16 protein-coding genes are annotated in these 17,912 nt (G+C 63.1%); 8 read left to right on the forward strand and 8 right to left on the reverse strand.

The window, feature by feature from the left end; all coding sequences use genetic code 11:
* Positions 1–32 precede the first annotated feature (32 nt).
* Entirely contained in the window at positions 33–680 is a 648-nt protein-coding gene (locus L0U82_RS21935) for a response regulator (protein ID WP_233834431.1), read from the reverse strand.
* Positions 677–2,092 (reverse strand): cache domain-containing protein, encoded by a 1,416-nt coding sequence (locus tag L0U82_RS21940; RefSeq protein ID WP_233834433.1) that lies wholly within the window; start codon positions 2,090–2,092, stop codon positions 677–679. Before L0U82_RS21940 ends, L0U82_RS21935 begins: the two co-directional genes overlap by 4 nt.
* Before the next feature lie 231 nt (positions 2,093–2,323).
* Between L0U82_RS21940 and L0U82_RS21945 the strand changes: the two genes are divergently transcribed.
* Positions 2,324–2,521 carry a DUF3311 domain-containing protein gene (locus L0U82_RS21945; RefSeq protein WP_233834435.1) on the forward strand — a complete coding sequence of 66 codons (198 nt, stop codon included), beginning with the start codon at positions 2,324–2,326 and terminating at the stop codon, positions 2,519–2,521.
* Positions 2,518–3,999: a monocarboxylate uptake permease MctP gene (gene mctP / locus L0U82_RS21950; RefSeq protein ID WP_233834436.1), complete on the forward strand. Its 1,482-nt coding sequence runs from the start codon at positions 2,518–2,520 to the stop codon at positions 3,997–3,999. The genes L0U82_RS21945 and mctP overlap by 4 nt, the downstream gene beginning before the upstream one ends.
* A gap of 89 nt (positions 4,000–4,088) precedes the next feature.
* Here the strand turns inward: mctP and L0U82_RS21955 are convergent, their stop codons facing one another.
* On the reverse strand, positions 4,089–5,321 hold the full coding sequence (locus tag L0U82_RS21955) for an NAD(P)/FAD-dependent oxidoreductase (protein WP_233834438.1): 1,233 nt from the start codon (positions 5,319–5,321) through the stop codon (positions 4,089–4,091).
* Between the two features lie 256 nt (positions 5,322–5,577).
* Between L0U82_RS21955 and L0U82_RS21960 the strand changes: the two genes are divergently transcribed.
* From L0U82_RS21960 to L0U82_RS21975, 4 genes are read left to right on the forward strand one after another with little or no spacing between them, the layout of a single operon-like run.
* Positions 5,578–6,417 carry a DUF3348 domain-containing protein gene (locus tag L0U82_RS21960; RefSeq protein ID WP_233834440.1) on the forward strand — a complete coding sequence of 280 codons (840 nt, stop codon included), beginning with the start codon at positions 5,578–5,580 and terminating at the stop codon, positions 6,415–6,417.
* A gap of 10 nt (positions 6,418–6,427) precedes the next feature.
* Positions 6,428–9,307, forward strand: a complete 2,880-nt coding sequence (locus L0U82_RS21965; protein ID WP_233834442.1) for a DUF802 domain-containing protein — start codon at positions 6,428–6,430, stop codon at positions 9,305–9,307.
* Complete coding sequence (locus L0U82_RS21970; RefSeq protein WP_233834444.1) at positions 9,304–9,963, forward strand: OmpA family protein; 660 nt, start codon at positions 9,304–9,306, stop codon at positions 9,961–9,963. The genes L0U82_RS21965 and L0U82_RS21970 overlap by 4 nt, the downstream gene beginning before the upstream one ends.
* 43 nt (positions 9,964–10,006) lie before the next feature.
* The gene (locus tag L0U82_RS21975) at positions 10,007–10,621 is read left to right on the forward strand and encodes a DUF2894 domain-containing protein (protein WP_233837443.1); all 615 of its coding nucleotides are present in this window, start codon (positions 10,007–10,009) and stop codon (positions 10,619–10,621) included.
* A 32-nt stretch (positions 10,622–10,653) separates the two neighbouring features.
* Here L0U82_RS21975 and L0U82_RS21980 read toward each other — a convergent pair whose 3' ends face one another.
* The 3 genes from L0U82_RS21980 to L0U82_RS21990 form a co-directional block, all read right to left on the reverse strand.
* The gene (locus L0U82_RS21980; RefSeq protein ID WP_233834446.1) at positions 10,654–11,655 is read right to left on the reverse strand and encodes a DMT family transporter; all 1,002 of its coding nucleotides are present in this window, start codon (positions 11,653–11,655) and stop codon (positions 10,654–10,656) included.
* Between the two features lie 309 nt (positions 11,656–11,964).
* Positions 11,965–12,225, reverse strand: a complete 261-nt coding sequence (locus L0U82_RS21985) for a TFIIB-type zinc ribbon-containing protein (protein ID WP_233834448.1) — start codon at positions 12,223–12,225, stop codon at positions 11,965–11,967.
* A gap of 37 nt (positions 12,226–12,262) precedes the next feature.
* Positions 12,263–13,015 carry a TerC family protein gene (locus L0U82_RS21990; RefSeq protein ID WP_233837444.1) on the reverse strand — a complete coding sequence of 251 codons (753 nt, stop codon included), beginning with the start codon at positions 13,013–13,015 and terminating at the stop codon, positions 12,263–12,265.
* A gap of 121 nt (positions 13,016–13,136) precedes the next feature.
* Between L0U82_RS21990 and L0U82_RS21995 the strand changes: the two genes are divergently transcribed.
* Entirely contained in the window at positions 13,137–14,018 is an 882-nt protein-coding gene (locus L0U82_RS21995; protein ID WP_233834450.1) for a LysR family transcriptional regulator, read from the forward strand.
* A gap of 39 nt (positions 14,019–14,057) precedes the next feature.
* Here the strand turns inward: L0U82_RS21995 and L0U82_RS22000 are convergent, their stop codons facing one another.
* Positions 14,058–15,218 (reverse strand): porin, encoded by a 1,161-nt coding sequence (locus tag L0U82_RS22000; protein WP_233834452.1) that lies wholly within the window; start codon positions 15,216–15,218, stop codon positions 14,058–14,060.
* Between the two features lie 478 nt (positions 15,219–15,696).
* On the opposite strand from L0U82_RS22000, the gene L0U82_RS22005 reads away from it, so the two are divergent.
* Positions 15,697–16,371 (forward strand): HAD family hydrolase, encoded by a 675-nt coding sequence (locus L0U82_RS22005; RefSeq protein ID WP_233834453.1) that lies wholly within the window; start codon positions 15,697–15,699, stop codon positions 16,369–16,371.
* A gap of 119 nt (positions 16,372–16,490) precedes the next feature.
* Here L0U82_RS22005 and L0U82_RS22010 read toward each other — a convergent pair whose 3' ends face one another.
* The gene (locus tag L0U82_RS22010) at positions 16,491–17,474 is read right to left on the reverse strand and encodes a hypothetical protein (RefSeq protein WP_233834455.1); all 984 of its coding nucleotides are present in this window, start codon (positions 17,472–17,474) and stop codon (positions 16,491–16,493) included.
* Positions 17,475–17,912 lie beyond the last annotated feature (438 nt).

A 17,912-nucleotide genomic window follows, 5' to 3' on the forward strand; every position in this document is an offset into this window, starting at 1 on the left:
ATGTTCGCGCCATTATCGCGCGGCCAGAAATGTCAGCGGCGCGTGCGGCGATGTTCGACCGCAAACTTGATCAATTCCGCCTGACCTTCTATATCGAGTTTGCGCTTCAGATTCAAGCGATGCGTTTCCACTGTGCGCACGGAGAGATCATTGCGCTGCGCGATCTGTTTGCTCGACAGTCCTTCGGCGAGCGCGTCGAGAATATCGAGTTCACGCGGCGTCAGACGTTCGATCGGCGATTGCGTTGCCGATGCCTGAATCAGCCGCGAACTCAATTCCGCGCTAAAGAAAGTTTTGCCGTCGAGTACCGCGCCAATCGCCTGAATGATCTCGATCGCGGGCGAATCTTTCAGCACATAGCCGCTTGCACCTGCACGCACCGCCTGGGTCACGTATTCGAGGTTGTCGTGCATCGACAGCATCAGCACACGAATTGCCGGAAAGCGTTCGTGGAAAAGATTCGCCAATGCGATGCCGTTCATGCCATTCATGCCGACGTCCATCAACGCGAGGTGCGGCGTTTCTTTCTCGGCGAGCGCGAGTGCTTCCTGCGCATTGCCCGCTTCGCCGACCACTTCGAAATGACGCACTGCTTCGAGGCGGGCGCGCAAGCCGTCGCGCACGAGCGGATGATCGTCGACGAGCAGCAGGCGTGCGACAGCAGCGGTGGTGTCGTTCATGAGCGGACTTCCTGCAAGGACGGCAATGGCGTGCCGGTTGTATGCAGCGGGACGCGAGCGCTGACCGCAGTGTGACCCGTTTGCGAACTCAGCGACAGGCTGCCGCCGAGCGCTTCGAGCCGCTCGCGCATGTTGCGCAGACCGACACCGGAGCGTCGGCCGACGAACGCGTCGGTCACGTCGAAGCCACGGCCGTTGTCGGAGATCGTCAGCGTGACCGCGTCGTGCGAGATTTCCAGTGCAAGCGATGCACTCGACGCATGCGCATGACGCACGATATTCGTCAGCGCTTCCTGGGCGATACGAAACAGCACGGTATTGACGGCATCGGGCAACGTCGCCGCATGCGTGTGCGAGATCTGCGTGAAGCCGATAGTGATGCCCGACTCGTCGCCCAGTTCGCGCGTCAATTGTTCGAGCGCGGCAGCCACCCCAAGATCGTCGAGCATCGACGGACGCAGCGCGTGCGAAATACGCCGTACCTCGCGCAGCGTATCGCCGAGCCGCGCAAGCCCGGTCGATAAAGCAGCTTCGGCGGCAGGCTCGCGCGCGTCGCTGCGTTCGAGCCGCGCGAGCGCGGATTCGAGCAGCAGTTTCACCGATACCATCATCTGACTAATGCCGTCGTGCAATTCGCGCGACAGCCGCGCGCGTTCGTGTTCCTGCGACTCGACGACCTGCCGCGCGAGCCGCTTCAGCTTCGCGTCGGCGCTGCGGTATTCGCTCACGTTGAGCACCAGCGCGCACAGCGCGATCACCGCGAGCCCGGCCACCGCAATCGCATCGATCCATTGCATCGTGCGATCGATATTGGCGGCTGCTTCGGCATCGATATGCGCGAGCGCCGCGTCGACGTCGTCGAGATAGATGCCGGTGCCGATCATCCAGCCCCAGCGCTCAAGAGGCACGACGTAGCCGAGTTTCGACGCGACCTTGCCGGTCGACGGCCGATGCCACAAATAGCGCACATAGCCGCCGCCGCGCGCGGCCGCCGCGAGCAGTTGCTGGATCGTCGGCGTGCCCTGGCTATCGCGCAGCGACCACAGATCGCGACCCACCAGATCGGGCTCGCGCGGATGCATCAGCGTGCGGCCATGCATGTCGTAGACGAAAAAGTAGCCGTCCTTGCCGAAATCCATTTTCTCCAGCACGTCGAGCGCGCGTGTGCGCAGCAGCGCATCGTCGCGCGCGTTGTCGCTGCCGGCGTCATACAGCGGTGCAATTGCGGTGGTCGCGAGCTCGACGTAATGCTTGAGTTCGAGTTCCTTGCTCGCCATGTACGCGGCCTGGGTGATCGTGTGCTGGCGCTCGGCGAGCGCGGTGGCTTCGCGGCGCACGCCGGTTTCGATCGTGGCGATCGCGGCCAGAAAGGGCACGATCGCCAGCAGGACAATCTTTGCTTTGAGTTTCATCGTGAGGATAAGCGGCCAGGCTACGTAGTAACACGTAGAACACGTACGTAGTTGCGCGCTTGTGGGGACGCTCGTGAAGGCGAATACTACATCCCCGCGGCGTGGCGCGCTTCGCGGAGCCTCGCGCGTCGCATTTGCGCCAGCCGTTTTTCCGCCTGACCTCAGGCATCCGGACACTCGTATTGGCCAAAAGCCGCGATACGTGGTGTCGATAATATCTAGGAGACGTTCGTGGAGACCTCCCCGTCGGCCGGCCGTTCATGGCTATGGCTTATCTTGTTGATCCCGTATGTCGCGCTGCTGTGGCTGCCGTTCTATAACGACACGCATCCGCCGCTCGCGGGCTTTCCGTTCTTCTACTGGTATCAGTTTTTGTGGGTGCCGTTGACCTCGCTGCTGATTTACATCGTGTATCGAGGTATCAAATGAGCGACCTGAATCCTGTGAACCCGGTTTCGATGTCGGTTTTCATCGCGTTCTTTATCCTCGTGACCGTGATCGGCTTTTTTGCCGCGCGCTGGAAACGCGGTGACCTGACGCAATTGCACGAGTGGGGTCTTGGTGGCCGTCAGTTCGGCACGCTGATTTCGTGGTTTCTGGTCGGCGGCGATTTCTACACGGCCTATACCGTGATCGCGGTGCCCGCGCTCGTGTACTCGGTGGGCGCGTATGGCTTCTTCGCGTTGCCGTACACGATCCTCGTGTATCCGTTCGTGTTTGCCGTAATGCCGAAGCTGTGGAAAGTCGCGCATGCGAAGAATCACATCACCGCGGCAGACTACGTGCATGGCGAGTACGGCGGCAAGTGGTTCCCGGCGGCGGTCGCGCTGACCGGCATCGTCGCGACGATGCCGTATATCGCGCTGCAACTGGTCGGCATGCAGGTCGTGATCAAGGGCCTCGGCGTGGGCGGTGAAATGCCGCTGATCGTCGCGTTCGTGATCCTTGCGCTGTATACGTATGCGAGCGGTCTGCGCGCGCCGGCGATGATCGCTTTCGTCAAGGACATCATGATCTATATCGTCGTGATCGCGGCGGTGTGGCTGATTCCGGTGAAGCTCGGCGGTTATGGGCACGTGTTCGATCTGGCCGATGCGCACTTCCAGGCGAAGGGCGGCGCGACCGGCATTCTGCTGAAGCCGACGCAGTACACCGCGTTCGCATCGCTCGCGCTGGGTTCGGCACTCGCCGGCTTCATGTATCCGCATACGATGACGGCGGTGCTGTCGTCGGCATCGGCGAAGACCGTGCGCAAGAACGCGATCTTTCTGCCGGCGTACACGCTGCTGCTCGGTCTGATCGCGTTGCTCGGCTATATGGCGATTGCCGCCGGCGTGAACGTGAAGTCCGCCAGCGATGTGGTGCCGGTGCTGTTCGGCACGCTGTTCCCGTCGTGGTTCGTCGGCTTCGCGGCTGCTGCGATTGCGATCAGCGCGCTGGTGCCGGCCGCGATCATGTCGATCGGCGCGGCGAACCTGTTCACCCGCAACCTATGGCGTCCGCTGGTGGCGCCGAACATTTCGCCGCAAGCGGAAGCGGCCAATGCGAAGCTCGTGTCGCTGGTCGTGAAGTTCGGCGCGTTGCTGTTCATCGTGTTCCTGCCGACGCAGTACGCGATCGATCTGCAACTGCTCGGCGGTGTGTGGATTCTGCAGATCTTCCCGGCTGTGGTGTTTTCGCTGTACACGCGCCGACTCAATACGCCGGGCCTGTTCCTTGGCTGGCTGGTCGGTATCGTGCTCGGCACGGCGCTCGCGATCTCGCAAGGTCTGAAGCCGGTGTATGGGCTGCATTTCGGCCACGAGAACTATCCGCTGTATATCGGCCTGATCGCGCTGGCGGCGAATATCGTCGTGAGCTTCGTGGTGTCGGCGTTCTCGCCGCGCCGCGCTGCTGTGACGGCCTGATTGCCGATCTGGTTGTTTGATTGAATGAAAAACGCCGCGAAGCGAGTGCTTCGCGGCGTTTTTTTATGGTGTTCTTTACTGGCCACCTTCTAGAACCGTTCGACCCGAAACGGCGCTGGATCGACCAGTGTTTCCTCGCCGGTCATCATTTCGGCGATCAGCCGGCCGGTCACCGGGCCGAGCGTGAGCCCGTGGTGCGCGTGCCCAAATGCGAACCACAAGCCCTGATGATTTGGCGCCGGTCCGATGATCGGCATCATGTCCGGCGTGCACGGGCGGCGGCCCATCCATGGTTCGCTGTCCAGACGCTCGCCGAGCGGGAACAGCGTGCGCGCGATCGGCTCAACCGCATCGAGTTGCACCGGCGTTTTGTCCGCGTCGGGGCGCGCGATTTCGGCGCCCGTGGTCAGCCGGATGCCGCGCGCCATCGGCGCGAGCACATAACCGTGTTCGACGTCGAGAACCGGATGATTGAGCCGGGCCGTCTGGCGCGGCGCATAGTGCATGTGATATCCGCGCTTCACCGCGAGCGGCAGCCGATAGCCGAGCCGTGTGACCAGCCGGTCCGACCACGGCCCGAGCGCCACCACCACCGAGTCGGCTGTCACGGGTTCCTGCTGCGTGTCGACTTGCCAACCCTCGCGCAGCGTCGCCGCATCGCCGAAAAAGAACCGTCCGCCGAGCGTTTCGAAATAGCGCGCGTATGCAGTGACCAATGCGTTCGGATCACTGACGGAATCGGATTGCGGATAGCGCAGACCGCCTTGCAGGCGTTTGTCCAGATCGGGTTCGAGTTGCTGCAGACGCGGCGCGTCGAGCGCTTCGAACTCGACGCCATATTCGCGCTGCCATTGCTCGGCGAGGCGGGTTTCGGCCTCTCTCGCCACGTGGCTGCGAAATACCTTGATCCAGCCGATCGGCCGCAGCAGCGCGCTCGCGCCGGCCGCGGCGGCGAGCGCGCGATGTTCGGTCACGCAATGCTCGATCAGCGTGGCGTACGACTTCGCGATTTCCGCGTGCTTCGCAGGATGAGAATTGCGCCAGTAGCGCCACAAAAACGGTGCGGCTTCAAGCATCGCATCGGCGTGGTAGCGAACGTCGGGCGACTGGTTGCGCGCATAGCGCAGCAAGGTGCCGAGCCCGCGCGGAAACGCGTACGGATAGACCCCTTCGCGCTGGATCAGTCCGGCGTTACCAAACGAGGTTTCATTGCCGGGCAGCTTGCGGTCGATCAGCGCGACGGCGCGCCCGCGTTGCTGAAGATGCGCGGCCACGCACACGCCGACAATGCCGGCGCCGAGCACCACGGTATCGAATTTCATGCTGCCCGCCCTGTATGTGTCACCGCGTTTGACGCTCCGGGTCGCGGCCTCCGTGTAGCGAGGATGCGGATCGAAGCAAGCTTTCATCTTATAAGGGATGAGCGTGCTTATCTATTGGCGAAAAACCGTGTTCAGGAGGACACATGGAAGCGTTGCGGAGGCGGTCGAAACGGCGTTCCCGACACAGCTTGAACCGGTGGACCTCGGCCTCGCGAGCGTCAGCGTGTAAACTGCTGACTTTTTTGCTTCCGGTGGTATGTCGCAAGCCCCTCAGCGCAGCGCTCTCAGCGGGCCCGCGCTCGTTCGTTTACTGGCCCGTCTCGCGGATATCGACGCCGCCGAATCGCGGCAATCGCTGTCGGACCGGCTGAGCCAGTGGCTTGGCTGGACCGACGCGATTGCGCTGTCGTCGGCGTTGGATGGCAAGCCGCCGGCCGTCGCCGCGGGCGCACGATCGTTCGGTCAATCCGATGACGATGAGTGCACGCGGGTGCGCCGCGCGCTCGTCAGCGCGATTGCCGGCGACAGCGTATTTGCCGCCGCGCGGCGGCGCGGGCCAGGCCAGATGTCCGCGCAGCGCGTGGCCGTCGATGCGCCGGCCGACTACGCGCTGTTTCGCCAGCGCTATCTGGCGTTGCAGCAATCGATGGAAACGGCGATTGGCACATTGCGCGGCCGTCTGCGCGCGCTGCTGGCCGCGCGAACGCCGGAACTCGCGCGGCTCGCCGTCGTGGATGCGGTGATGGAGCGCGCTCTCGGCGAACGCGAGCGGACGTTGCTCGCGGGAGTGCCGGGGCTGCTGAGAGGGCATTTCGAGCGGTTGCGCGAGGCTGCGCAGCGAGAAGCGGCTGAAGCTGAAGCCGCGGCTCATGCTGCGGCTCATGTCGCCGCTCATGTCGCCGCTCATGCCGCCGCGCCGACCGAGACACGCACCGCCGACAGGGCTGTCGTAACCCCCGGCCACGCCGCGCCGACTTCGCTCGACGCGGCATGGCTCGACGTATTCCGCAAGGACATGCAGAGCGTTTTGCTCGCCGAACTGGATGTTCGTTTTCAACCGGTCGAAGGGCTGCTCGCGGCTTTTCGCGCCTGCTAACTGGGACCCCATGTCCAGATATCGTATCGATCTCGTCGTGTTTTTCGCTGGGCTGGCCGTGGCATGCTGGATCGCCGCCGGTTATGCCGTCTCCAATCCGCTCGCGTTGGCGGTCACGCTGCTGATCGGCGTGTTCTACATCGCGGGCGCGCTCGAATTGCGCCGCTATGGCGAGGCCACCGCCACGCTGACGCGCGCGCTCGCCGCGCTGTCCGGGCCGCCGCCGAGCGTCGCCGCATTTGTCGAACCCTTGCATCCGAGCCTGCGCAACACGGTGCGTCTGCGTATCGAAGGCGAACGTGTCGCGTTGCCGGGGCCGGCGTTGACGCCGTATCTGGTCGGCCTGCTGGTGTTGCTCGGCATGCTCGGCACGCTGCTCGGCATGGTGATGACGCTGCGCGGTACCGGTGTCGCGCTGGAAAGCGCGAGCGATCTGCAGGCGATCCGCGCATCGCTGGCGGCGCCGGTCAAGGGGCTCGGCTTCGCGTTCGGCACGTCGATCGCCGGGGTTGCGACGTCGGCGATGCTCGGGCTGCTGTCCGCGCTGTGCCGTCGCGAACGTCTCGACGCGGCGCAACAGCTCGACATGAAGATTGCGTCGACGTTGCGCGTTTACTCGCAGAGCCATCAGCGCGACGAAAGCTTCCGGCTGCTGCAGCGCCAGGCCGATGCGATGCCGCAACTGGTCGACCGTTTGCAGACGATGATGGGCGCGATCGAGCAGCAGAGCATCGCGTCGAATGAACGGCAGATCGCGAGTCTCGACGCCTTTTACGGCCGCACCGAAGCCGCGTATCTGCGCCTGGCCGGCGTGATCGAGCAATCGCTGAAGGACAGCGTGACCGGCAGCGCGCGCGCCGCGGGCGAGGCATTGCAGCCGGTCGTGGCGGCGACGATGAGTGGTCTCGCGCGCGAGAGTGCCGCGTTGCACGAATCGGTGACGCAGGCGGTGCAACGGCAGCTCGACGGTATGTCGAGCGGCTTTGCGGCAACCAGCGCGAATATCGCCGGGATTTGCGACACCGCGCTCGCCGGACACCGACAGGCGGGCGATGAACTGGCCGCGCATCAGCGCGCATCGCTCGAGCGTACGGCCGAAGCGTTCGAACAGCGCTCGGCCGTGTTGCTCGAACGTATATCGACGCAGCTCGAAGCGACCGCAAGCGGCATGTCGAAGGCGTGGGGCGACGCGCTGCTGCAGCAGCACAGCACCGGCGACAAGCTCGCGACGGCCAACGAGCAGGCGCTCGCTCGCGCCGCCGCGACGTTCGAGCAGCATTCGGCCGCGCTGCTGGGCACGCTCGGTCAGTCGCATACGGCGTTGCAGTCGGAGTTGGTTGCACGTGATGAGCAGCGCCTGAACGCGTGGGCGGAAACGCTCGGTGCGATGAGCGTGAAGTTGAACGATCAATGGCAACAGACGGGTGAGCAAAGCGCGAACCGTCAGCAGCAGATCTGCGACGCGCTGGCGCAAACCGCACGCGATATCTCGACACAAACGCAGACGCATGCGACTGCAACGATTGGCGAAATCGATCGCCTCGTACAAGCGGCGGCCGAGGCACCGAAGGCTGCGGCGAATCTGCAGGCTGAGCTTGCCGCGCGTGACGAACAGCGCTTCACCGCGTGGACCGAAACGCTCGGCGCAATGACCGCAAAGCTGAACGAGCAATGGCAACAGACGGGCGCGCAAACCGCAGACCGTCAGCAGCAAATCTGCGACGCACTGGCGCAAACCGCGCGCGATATCTCGACACAAACGCAAACGCATGCGACTGCAACGATCGGCGAAATCGATCGCCTCGTGCAGGCGGCGGCCGAAGCACCGAAGGCCGCGGCAAATCTGCAAGCTGAACTCGCCGCGCGTGACGAACAGCGCTTCACCGCGTGGACCGAAACGCTCGGCGCGATGACCGCAAAGCTGAGCGAGCAATGGCAACAGACGGGCGCGCAAACCGCCGACCGTCAGCAGCAAATCTGCGACGCACTGGCACAAACCGCGCGCGATATTTCAGCGCGAACGCAAACGCACGCGAGCGAGACGATCGCCGAAATCGATCGTCTCGTGCAGGCGGCAGCCGAAGCACCAAAGGCCGCTGCAAATCTGCAGGCCGAACTCGCCGCGCGCGATGAACAGCGTTTCACTACATGGACCGGAACGCTCGGTGCAATGACCGCAAAACTCAGCGAGCAATGGCAGCAGACAGGCGCGCAAACCGCCGACCGTCAGCAGCAAATCTGCGACGCACTCGCGCAAACCGCGCGCGATATCTCGACACAAACGCAGACGCATGCAAACGCGACGATCGCCGAAATCGAGCATCTCGTGCAGGCCGCCTCGGAAGCGCCGAAGGCCGCCGCCGAAGTCGTCGCGGAATTGCGTCAGAAGCTCTCCGACAGCATGGTCCGTGATACCGCGATGCTCGACGAGCGCAGCCGTCTGCTCGCGACGCTGGAAACCTTGCTCGACGCGGTGAACCACGCGTCGACCGAACAGCGCACGGCGGTCGACGCGCTCGTCGCGACGTCGGCGGACCTGCTCGAACGCGTCGGCAATCGCTTTACCGATCACCTCGAACACGAAACCGGCAAGCTCGGCGAAGTCGCCGCGCAGGTCACCGGCAGCGCGGTCGAGATTGCGAGCCTCGGCGAAGCATTCAGCGCGGCCGTCAGTGTGTTTGGCGAGTCGAACGACAAACTGGTCGCGCATCTGGAGCGTATCGAAGCGGCGCTCGACAAATCGCTCGCGCGCAGCGACGAACAGTTGGCCTACTACGTCGCGCAGGCGCGTGAAGTGGTCGACCTGAGCGTGATGTCGCAGAAGCAGATCGTCGAAGATCTGCAACTGCTGGCCGCGCAGCGTGCGACCGCTGGAGCCGACGCGGTATGAGCGACGAAATCGACGGCGGCGTGGAGACAGCCGCGCCGATCTGGGCCGCTTTCGGCGATCTGATGTCGGTGCTGCTCGGCGCGTTCGTGCTGATTCTGGTCGGTGTGATCGGTGTGCAGCTCGAGTTGTCGAGCAAGCTGGATCAGGAGGTCAAGCAGCGCCAGGCCGAAACGCAGCGCCGCAAGACGCTCGAACAGGCACTCGCGGGGCCACTGGCGGCAGGGCGCGTGACGCTCGTCAACGGCCGCATCGGCATTAGCGGCAACGTGCTGTTCGCGTTGAATTCCGATCAGTTGCAGCCCGAGGGCCGTGCGCTGCTGAAGAGTCTTGCCGGACCGCTATCCGCGTATCTGCATGCGAGCGATCAGATCCTGATGGTGAGCGGCTTTACCGACGATCAGCGTTTGCGCGAAGGCAATCGCCGTTTCGCCGATAACTGGGAGTTGTCTGCGCAGCGCGCGTTGAAAGTGACCCGCGCGCTGATCGACGAAGGCGTGCCGGCGTCGTCGGTTTTCGCTGCTGCATTCGGTTCGCAACAGCCGGTCGGCTCGAATGCCGACGAGCAGGGGCGCGCAAAAAACCGCCGCGTCGAAATTGCGCCGGTGCCGCGGCCGTCGAGCGGGGCTGCGACTGCGACGGAGAATGCCGGTGCTTGACGATGAGCGCCGCGAAGACGCCGACGGCACCGTGACGAACAATATGAGTGGTCACCCGGCCCGCGCGACGCTCGATGCATGGCGCGCGAGCGGCGCGGACCACGTCGACCCGTTGCGCTTTCATTTCATCGACGCGCTCGCGCGACGCGCGGCGGCTCACGGTGGCGCGGCGCGCCGTGTTCTCGACGACCGATTGTCCGCGCTGCTCGACGAATATGCAGCAATACTCGAAGAAGCTGCCAGGCCGAAGGCCGCAGTTGATAGCGCGCCGCAAGAATCTGCCGCAAGCGCGGCCGATGACGTCACGCTCGCGGCACTGATCGAGCAAATCGCCGCTCATGCGCGCGGCAATAACGACGTCGCCGCCTATCCGGAACTCCCCGCGCTCGATTACTTCAGGGACGTCTGGTCGAAGGTTCGCGCCGAAAAGCAGTTGCGTCAGTCGCTCGCGCCGGTGCCGGGCAACGCGGGGCCGCTCAATTCGAGCAGCCTCGTGCATCGGTCGTTGTCGTTGATGCGCGAATTGTCGCCGGGGTATCTGAAGCAGTTTCTGTCGTATGTCGATACGCTGTCGTGGCTCGAGCAGATGAATGGCGGCATGCCTGCGGGCAAGGAGCGCGCGCGCAACGTGGCGGACGCTTCCGCGCGAAGAAAGTAATTCGCGCGGCTCCTGCCCGCTCAGTGCTCGGTTCAGCGGCTCTCCCGAGCCAGTGCCGTACCAGGCCGTGCGTTTCCAGTGCGTGCTTGCGGCGAGCGCGTGACCAACCAGATGCCGCCGCAAACGAGCACCAGCGCGACCAGATTTTTCAACTCCATGATGTTCTCGTTCAGACATATCGCGGATAACGCGGTACCGAACACGGGCACGAGGAAGTTGAAAACCGTGACCTTGCCCACCTGATTGAACTTCAGCAGAAGACTCCACAGCGTAAACGCCGCCGACGACAGCAGCGCCAGATAGCCGAGCAACGCAATCGATGCCGGCGTAAATGCGCCGGGCGCGCCGCCCGTTGTGTAACCCGCCACCAGCAGCACGGCGCCGCCAAAGCCCAGTTGATAGCCGGTCATCACCATCACGTCCATGCTCTGCGAGATGCGCTTTCCGTAGATCGACGCGGCGGACAGCACGAACGCTGCAATGACGATGAAGCCTTCGCCGAGCAACGTGAACGCGAAATCAAACAGGCCGTCGCCGAAATTGACGACCATGACGCCCACGAATCCAAGCAGACATCCGGCCGCCTTACGCGGAGAAATTCTGTCGTTTTGGTAAATGAAATGGGCGAGCAATACGCTGAAGAACGTGGTCGTCGAATTCAATATGGAGCCGCGCACGCCAGTGGTGTACGCAAGACCGATATAGAAGAACACATATTGAATGGCCGTTTGCGTGAATCCCAATAGCATCAACTGGCCGCCGTTGCGCAGATTCAGTTTGAAAATCGGCTTCTTCAGCAACACCGCGAGTATCAGCAAAAACAGCCCGGCGAGCACGAACCGGTATCCGGCGAAGATCAGCTTTGACGGGATATCTTTTTGCGTAATGTCCAGCAATGCATAGCCGATCTTGATTGCCGGATATGAACTGCCCCAAAGCAGGCAGCATAGCGTCGCCACCATCACCAGCACTTTGGGTTGCGTAAAAAACCACGCGGAATCGCGCGGCCCGGCTGCTTTCGAGGGGACGGTCATGTTTCTGATGAGATGGTTGTTGCGCACAGCGTGGCGTAGTGTGAATTAGCCACGAACGTGCCTCTCTTTATTGCTTTATCGTTTTGCGTTTTTATTTGACAGAAATGCCGCGGCTTTCCATTCGGTAGACGGATTGAAGGGCGAAAAACGAGGTGGTTTCAAATAAATCGGCGGGCGGCAATAATGCGAAGGCTGGCCGAAATTATATATCAATGAAAATGTAATGTCAGGGTGGGCGCGTGAGCATTTCGCGCCGCACCCTGACACCGGCCGGACAACCGTGCCGTTGTCCGAAGCGCGCCGGCATGGTCAATCGAAATCGAACATGTCGAAAATCGAGCGCTTCTTCCTATAGCCGCGCTGGTCCGCGCGACGCTCGTCGTAGTGACGATGTCGCTCGTTTTCATGCGCGCGCGCCGGGTGCCTCGAGTCGTCCATATCCTGCGCGATCAACTTGTCCAACTCGCCGCGGTCGAGCCATACGCCCCGGCAGTCCGGGCAGTAGTCGATCTCGACCGAACGGCGTTCGGTCATCGACAGATCGGTCGTTTTGCAGACAGGGCATTTCATCGTGACACTCCTTTAAGGTCCGCTATTGCATCGCGCGTCAGTGCGCGTCGCCATCCACTTGCTTCGTTTTCGCGCGCCGCGACAGCATGTTCATCGACTCGACGAACGCTGAGAACGCCATCGCCGCGTAGATGTAAGCCTTCGGCACATGCGAGCCGAAACCTTCCGCGATCAGCGTCATGCCGATCACCAGCAGGAAGCTCAGCGCGAGCATCACGATGGTCGGATTGCGATCGATGAAGCGCGCGAGCGGTTGCGCGGCAAACAGCATCACCATGATCGACACGATCACCGCTGCGAACATGATCGGCATGTGCTCGGTCATGCCGACCGCGGTGATGATGCTGTCCACCGAGAACACGATGTCGAGCACGATGATCTGGCCGATCGCCGCGGCGACACTCAACTGGACTGTCGAACTTGCCTTCGCGGGTGCATCGTCTTCGCGCGTCACGTGATGGCGGATTTCACCGGTTGCTTTCCACACGAGAAACAGACCGCCGGCAAGCAGGATCAGATCGCGCCACGAAAAGCCATGGCCGAATACGGTGAACGCGGTTTCGGTCAACTGCACGATCCACGCGACCGTGCCGAGCAACGCGAGCCGCATCAGCAGCGCGAGCAGCAGGCCGGTGCGCTGCGTGCGCACGCGCTGCGCCGGTGGCAGCTTGTTGCTGAGGATCGAGATAAAGATCAGGTTGTCGATGCCGAGCACGATTTCCATCACGATCAGCGTGACGAGCGCGGCCCACGCAGTGGGATTGGTGACGAGTTCGAGCAGATAGTCCATGACGTAACCGGGAAGTGACTCGCCGAAGCAGAAGGAACCGCCATCATCGCTGCGTTCGCGGTTCGGATAAATCAGTGCTACGCTGAATGACATATCGGTTTTTTCGAAGTGTCAAATCAGCATGCTTAACTACCGTCATCTGTACTATTTCTGGATCGTCGTGAAGGAAGGCGGTTTTGCACGGGCGGCCGAAAGGCTCGACATGGCGGTGCAGACCATCAGTGCGCAGGTGCGCGAACTCGAGAAATCGCTCGGACGTCAACTGTTGAAGCCCGCCGGGCGCGGCGTCACGATGACCGAAGCCGGCGAGCAGGCGTTCAATCGCGCGGAGCAGATCTTCCAGCTCGGCGAGGTATTGCTCGACGAGATGCGCGAGGCGGCGGGCGAGCGCGCGGTGCGTTTCGCGGTCGGTCTATCGGATGGATTGTCGAAGCTCGCCGCGCATGCGCTGCTCGCTCCGGTGCTGGCGACGCCATCGCTCAGGCTGCTGTGTCATGAAGGCGAGCCCGCGCAGCTATTGTCGGAACTCGCGCTGCATCGGCTCGATCTGGTGCTTGCCTGTCAGCCGGCGCCGCACGGCGCGGATTTGCGCGTGGTGAGCCAGCGCGTCGCGGGTTCGCCGGTGGACTGGTATGGGCCCGCGCAACTCGTGCGCAAAGCGTCGCGCGCGGGCTTTCCGCAATCTCTGGCGGAACTGCCGGTGTTGTTGCCGACCCATCACGGCGCGTTGCGCGCGCGGCTCGACAGATGGTTCGACACACAAGGGATACGCCCGCGCATCGTCGGTGAATTCGAGGACAGTGCGTTGATGGCGGTGTTCGCGGCGCGCGGGCTCGGCGTGTTTCCACTCGCGGAACTCGGCGCGGAAGAATTGACTTTGCTGCGGGGACTACGCCCGCTTGGTCGCGCGGACGGCGTGATCGAGGAGATTCACGCGGTCCGCTCGCGGCGCGGCCAGCATCATGCGCTGGCATCGCGGGTGATCGCGGCGGCACGACCGTAAGCGCGTACGAGCGCTCACAGTCGCGTGCACCGCGAACGATCAGAACGCGTGGCGCATGCCGACGGTCACCGCAACCTGCGTATTCGTCGACGAAGGCGACAGCGTGTTGATCATCGCGTGCGACAGCACCGAATCCGCCGGCGCGCCGTGCGCGTTCTGGTACACGCCTTCCAGATAGAAGTCGGTGCGTTTGCTGATCGCGTAGTCCGTTTGCAGCATCGCGGTGTTCCAGTCCGGCGACGAACCGTTATACGCGCCATGCGTGTACGTGTACGAGCCCGACACGCTCCATGCCGGCGTCAGCGCGTACTTGGTATTGATCTCGTAGTTGTCGAGACGCAGCGAGCCGCTGAGCGTGCCGGTCGGATCGCCGGCCGCGCCGAGGTAGGTGCCCGTGCCGAACGAGAACACGCCCGACACGTTGTCGATCTGCGTGTGGCTCCACAGCAGCCCGACCGTCGCCGGTCCGAACGTGTAGTTGCCGCCGAGCGACCAGATGCGCTGACGTTCGGCGATGAAGTTCGCGCTCGCGTCGCTGGCGGTCACGGCACCGGTGCCGTTGCCCGCATTGTTGAACTGCAGGTAGCCGGCTGCCAGGTTCAGTGGGCCTTCCGCGTACGACAGCGCGAAGCCGTACGAGCGGTTGTTCGCGAAGTCGCCGGCCTTGTTGCTGAACGAGTACATCGTTTCGAACGTGACGCCGTGGAAGACCGGGCTCGCGTACTTGACCGAGTTGTTGATCACGACCGAGTTCGCGGCGAGGTTGTCGTTCTCGAACGGGTGCGCGGCAAGGCTGCCGCCCCACGTGTTGAAGGTCGACGAGATCGGGCCGACGAGGTCGTTCATCACGTCGAACTGCCGGCCGAACGTCAGCGTGCCGTACGGATCGCTTTGCAGACCGACCCATGCCTGCGAGCCGAAGCCGTCGCCGGAGAATGCCTGCGCGCCGTTGTTCAGCAGGAAGCCCTGCTCGAGCTTGAAGACCGCGTGCAGCCCCCCGCCCAGATCTTCCGAACCCTTCAGGCCGAACACCGTGTTTTGCGTCGAGCTGCTGTTGAGCTGCCAGTTGCTATGGCCGAGCTGGTTGTTGGTGTAGACGATGCCGGTGTCGATCAGGCCGTACAGCGTGACGCTGCTTTGTGCATGCGCGGACATCGTGACGGCACCGCACAGCGCGGCGGCGAGCAGGGTCTTTTTCATAGCGAGTCGTTCCTTGATTAAAGCGATTGTTGTTGAGTGAATGGAGTGCTTTGCGCTATTCGCGGCGACGTTGTTCGTGAATTGCACAGGCGCTATCGCTTTATTGCGAAATTCGAAAAAAATTGCTTAATTCATTGATGGTTCGTTGCGCTTGATGGCGGGCGAAACTTCTTGCATTTGAATTGTCGACGACGCTTGAATGGTTTGGCGGAGCAGATGCAAGCATGCACCGTGCCAGGGCCAGCCAGAAGTGTGTGACAGCCATGTGGCGCAGCAAATAACGCGAGGATTTCGACGAACGGTCTGATGGCGGAAAACGGCTAGGGGGCGAAGCTTACCCTGTTCCGGCGCGCGCCGGGCGGGACCGTGGTGCAATTGGCACGATCGGGGTGCATGCGATGCACGGTGTCGGACGTTCTTGCCGCTTCATCGAGACATGGCATATTGATTGGCACCTGCGATCACCGGGAGTCCCATCATGCGCATCCAGACAGCCTTTCTTTTCGATCTCGACGGCACGCTCGTCGACAGCGTCTACCAGCATGTGCTGGCGTGGAAAGAAGCACTCGACAGCGAAGGGATTTCGCTGTCGGTGTGGCGGATTCATCGCAAGATCGGCATGAGCGGTGGGCTGTTCACGAACCAGCTGCTGCGCGAAACGCACGGCGAAATCAGCGTCGAACGCGGCGAGCGGTTGCGGCAAGCGCATGCGGCCGCGTATCAGCGGATGCGCGCGCAGGTGTGTCCGCTGCCGGGCGCGCGGCAATTGCTCGATGCGCTGACTCAGGCCGGCACGCCGTGGGCCGTCGCGACCAGCGGGCGCATGGAAACGGCCGCGCTGAATCTCGCGGCACTGGGCATCGACCCCGCGACAGCGGTGGTCGTGACGCGCGACGACGTCAAGTACGCGAAGCCCGATCCGGATCTGTTCGTCGCCGCGGCCGAGCGGCTGGGCGTGCCGATCGAACATACGGTCGTGGTCGGCGACAGCATCTGGGACATGCTCGCCGCGCGACGCTGCCGCTCGCTCGGTGTCGGTCTGCTGTCGGGAGGCTACGGCACGGAAGAGCTCGAGCGCGCGGGCGCGCTGCGTGTGTATGACGATCCGGCGGACCTGCTCGAACATCTCGATGAGGTGGCCTCGCGGCCGTGAGCGATCGGCGCGAATGCGCGCGGCGCACGGTTTTCCGTATTGAGCCTCGTCCAGCGTGAGTAGCTGGGCTTTTTTGCGGCGGGCGTCGCGCGAAAATGGCGCTTCCTTACGCGTCGATTTCAGTGCTTCAGAATCGGCGGCTGTTGCTGTTGCATCGGCGGCTGCGGTACGGGCGCCTGTTGTATCGGCGCCACTTTCGAGGATTCCCTCACCAGCTGCTCGGTCATTGCCGATGCGACAGGATTCATCGAGCCGCGGCCGGGCGGCGTTTGGGTTTGTATGCTCGGCAGGCTGGTGCCGGACGGCATCGGCAGCGACGGATCGGGTTTCGATGATTCCCTGACCAGCTGATCCGTCAGCGACGCGGCGACCGGATTCGAGCCGCCCGGATGCGGCGTAGCGGCGTACCGGCGGGTCTTGTCGATACGTGGGCCGGGCTTCGGCTGCGCTTTCTGCTGCGCGGTGGACTGCGCTTTCGGCTTCGCCTGCGCGGCGGGCTGCACCGTAGTGTCGATGCGTCCGGTGGCGATCTGGCCGGAATTGGGCGCCACGCTCGGGGCGGGCACGAGGGCTGTTACCGTTGGCGCTGCGGGGGCGGACGGCGTCGGGGCTGCTGAATTCGCGGCCGATTGCGTGGGCTGCGGTGACACCGCACCCAGCGAGGGTTGCATCGGCTGTTGCGGTATTGCACCCGCCACGGGCTGCATGGCCTGCTGCGGCACCAGGCCCGCCGGGGACTGCCCAGGCTGCTGCGACCCCGAACTCCCGAAAGACTGCGCGGACTGCGCCGGCAAGCCACCCATCTGAGCCCCAGCCTGCGGTGTCGCGGACGGCGGCGCGGATGGCGCCATCGCCACCTTATCGGCCGGGTTCACCGGCGCAGCGGGAACCGCTGGCTTCGACGGAACCTCCGGAATCACGCTGCCGCCGGCGACGCGCACGGAGCCGCTCCGCTCACCCTGCGCGGCCTCGTCGATGCTGCCGACCACTACGCCGCTTGCCGTCGGCGCGCGCTCATCGTCCTTGGGAAAAAGCAGATAACCAGCGACGCCCGCGTCGATCACGAGCAGGCCGATTATCAACAACTTGCCGGTATTCGTCATATCTAAGCAACAATATTCAGGAACTGCGAATGTCGATGATAAACGACAGTCCGGCCGGCGACGCTTTCCACCGGCCACGATGACCTCTCGCGATAGCTGATGTCGGAATAGGCCTGGCACCAAAAAAGCGCATGTGCGATGTCACTACCATTACGCGGACGCCGCCGCAATCCGATGTTTTTTACGCTTGCTTCGCTATTGTTTTTTGCCCAGATTAATCGTCGCGCATTCGCGATGCATGTATGCGACGGCAATGCGACGCAAGTTGCACAGCGAATTGCGCGGAGCCTGTACTATACGAATCAGCGGAGACGACCGGGAGCCACGCTTCGCTTATCTGGCGCGTAAAACTGACCATCAGAGCACGCGCCGGCACGCTGGTAAAAAATGCGTGCGACGCGTGGGGTTGACCGGAAGTGGCGGCAATAACCCATTGAC

The sequence above is a fragment of the Paraburkholderia sp. ZP32-5 genome (genome assembly GCF_021390495.1).
In the GTDB taxonomy this organism is placed as follows: domain Bacteria; phylum Pseudomonadota; class Gammaproteobacteria; order Burkholderiales; family Burkholderiaceae; genus Paraburkholderia.

Bases quoted from the DNA above. Each gene is read 5' to 3' on its own strand.
- L0U82_RS22005 (WP_233834453.1), top strand. From the start codon at position 15,697: ATGCGCATCCAGACAGCCTTTCTTTTCGATCTCGACGGCACGCTCGTC.
- L0U82_RS21960 (WP_233834440.1), top strand. From the start codon at position 5,578: ATGTCGCAAGCCCCTCAGCGCAGCGCTCTCAGCGGGCCCGCGCTCGTT.
- L0U82_RS21940 (WP_233834433.1), bottom strand. From the start codon at position 2,092: ATGAAACTCAAAGCAAAGATTGTCCTGCTGGCGATCGTGCCCTTTCTG.
- L0U82_RS22000 (WP_233834452.1), bottom strand. From the start codon at position 15,218: ATGAAAAAGACCCTGCTCGCCGCCGCGCTGTGCGGTGCCGTCACGATG.
- L0U82_RS21955 (WP_233834438.1), bottom strand. From the start codon at position 5,321: ATGAAATTCGATACCGTGGTGCTCGGCGCCGGCATTGTCGGCGTGTGC.
- L0U82_RS21970 (WP_233834444.1), top strand. From the start codon at position 9,304: ATGAGCGACGAAATCGACGGCGGCGTGGAGACAGCCGCGCCGATCTGG.
- L0U82_RS21985 (WP_233834448.1), bottom strand. From the start codon at position 12,225: ATGAAATGCCCTGTCTGCAAAACGACCGATCTGTCGATGACCGAACGC.
- L0U82_RS21965 (WP_233834442.1), top strand. From the start codon at position 6,428: ATGTCCAGATATCGTATCGATCTCGTCGTGTTTTTCGCTGGGCTGGCC.
- L0U82_RS21980 (WP_233834446.1), bottom strand. From the start codon at position 11,655: ATGACCGTCCCCTCGAAAGCAGCCGGGCCGCGCGATTCCGCGTGGTTT.
- L0U82_RS22010 (WP_233834455.1), bottom strand. From the start codon at position 17,474: ATGACGAATACCGGCAAGTTGTTGATAATCGGCCTGCTCGTGATCGAC.
- L0U82_RS21995 (WP_233834450.1), top strand. From the start codon at position 13,137: ATGCTTAACTACCGTCATCTGTACTATTTCTGGATCGTCGTGAAGGAA.
- mctP (WP_233834436.1), top strand. From the start codon at position 2,518: ATGAGCGACCTGAATCCTGTGAACCCGGTTTCGATGTCGGTTTTCATC.
- L0U82_RS21975 (WP_233837443.1), top strand. From the start codon at position 10,007: ATGAGTGGTCACCCGGCCCGCGCGACGCTCGATGCATGGCGCGCGAGC.
- L0U82_RS21935 (WP_233834431.1), bottom strand. From the start codon at position 680: ATGAACGACACCACCGCTGCTGTCGCACGCCTGCTGCTCGTCGACGAT.
- L0U82_RS21990 (WP_233837444.1), bottom strand. From the start codon at position 13,015: ATGGACTATCTGCTCGAACTCGTCACCAATCCCACTGCGTGGGCCGCG.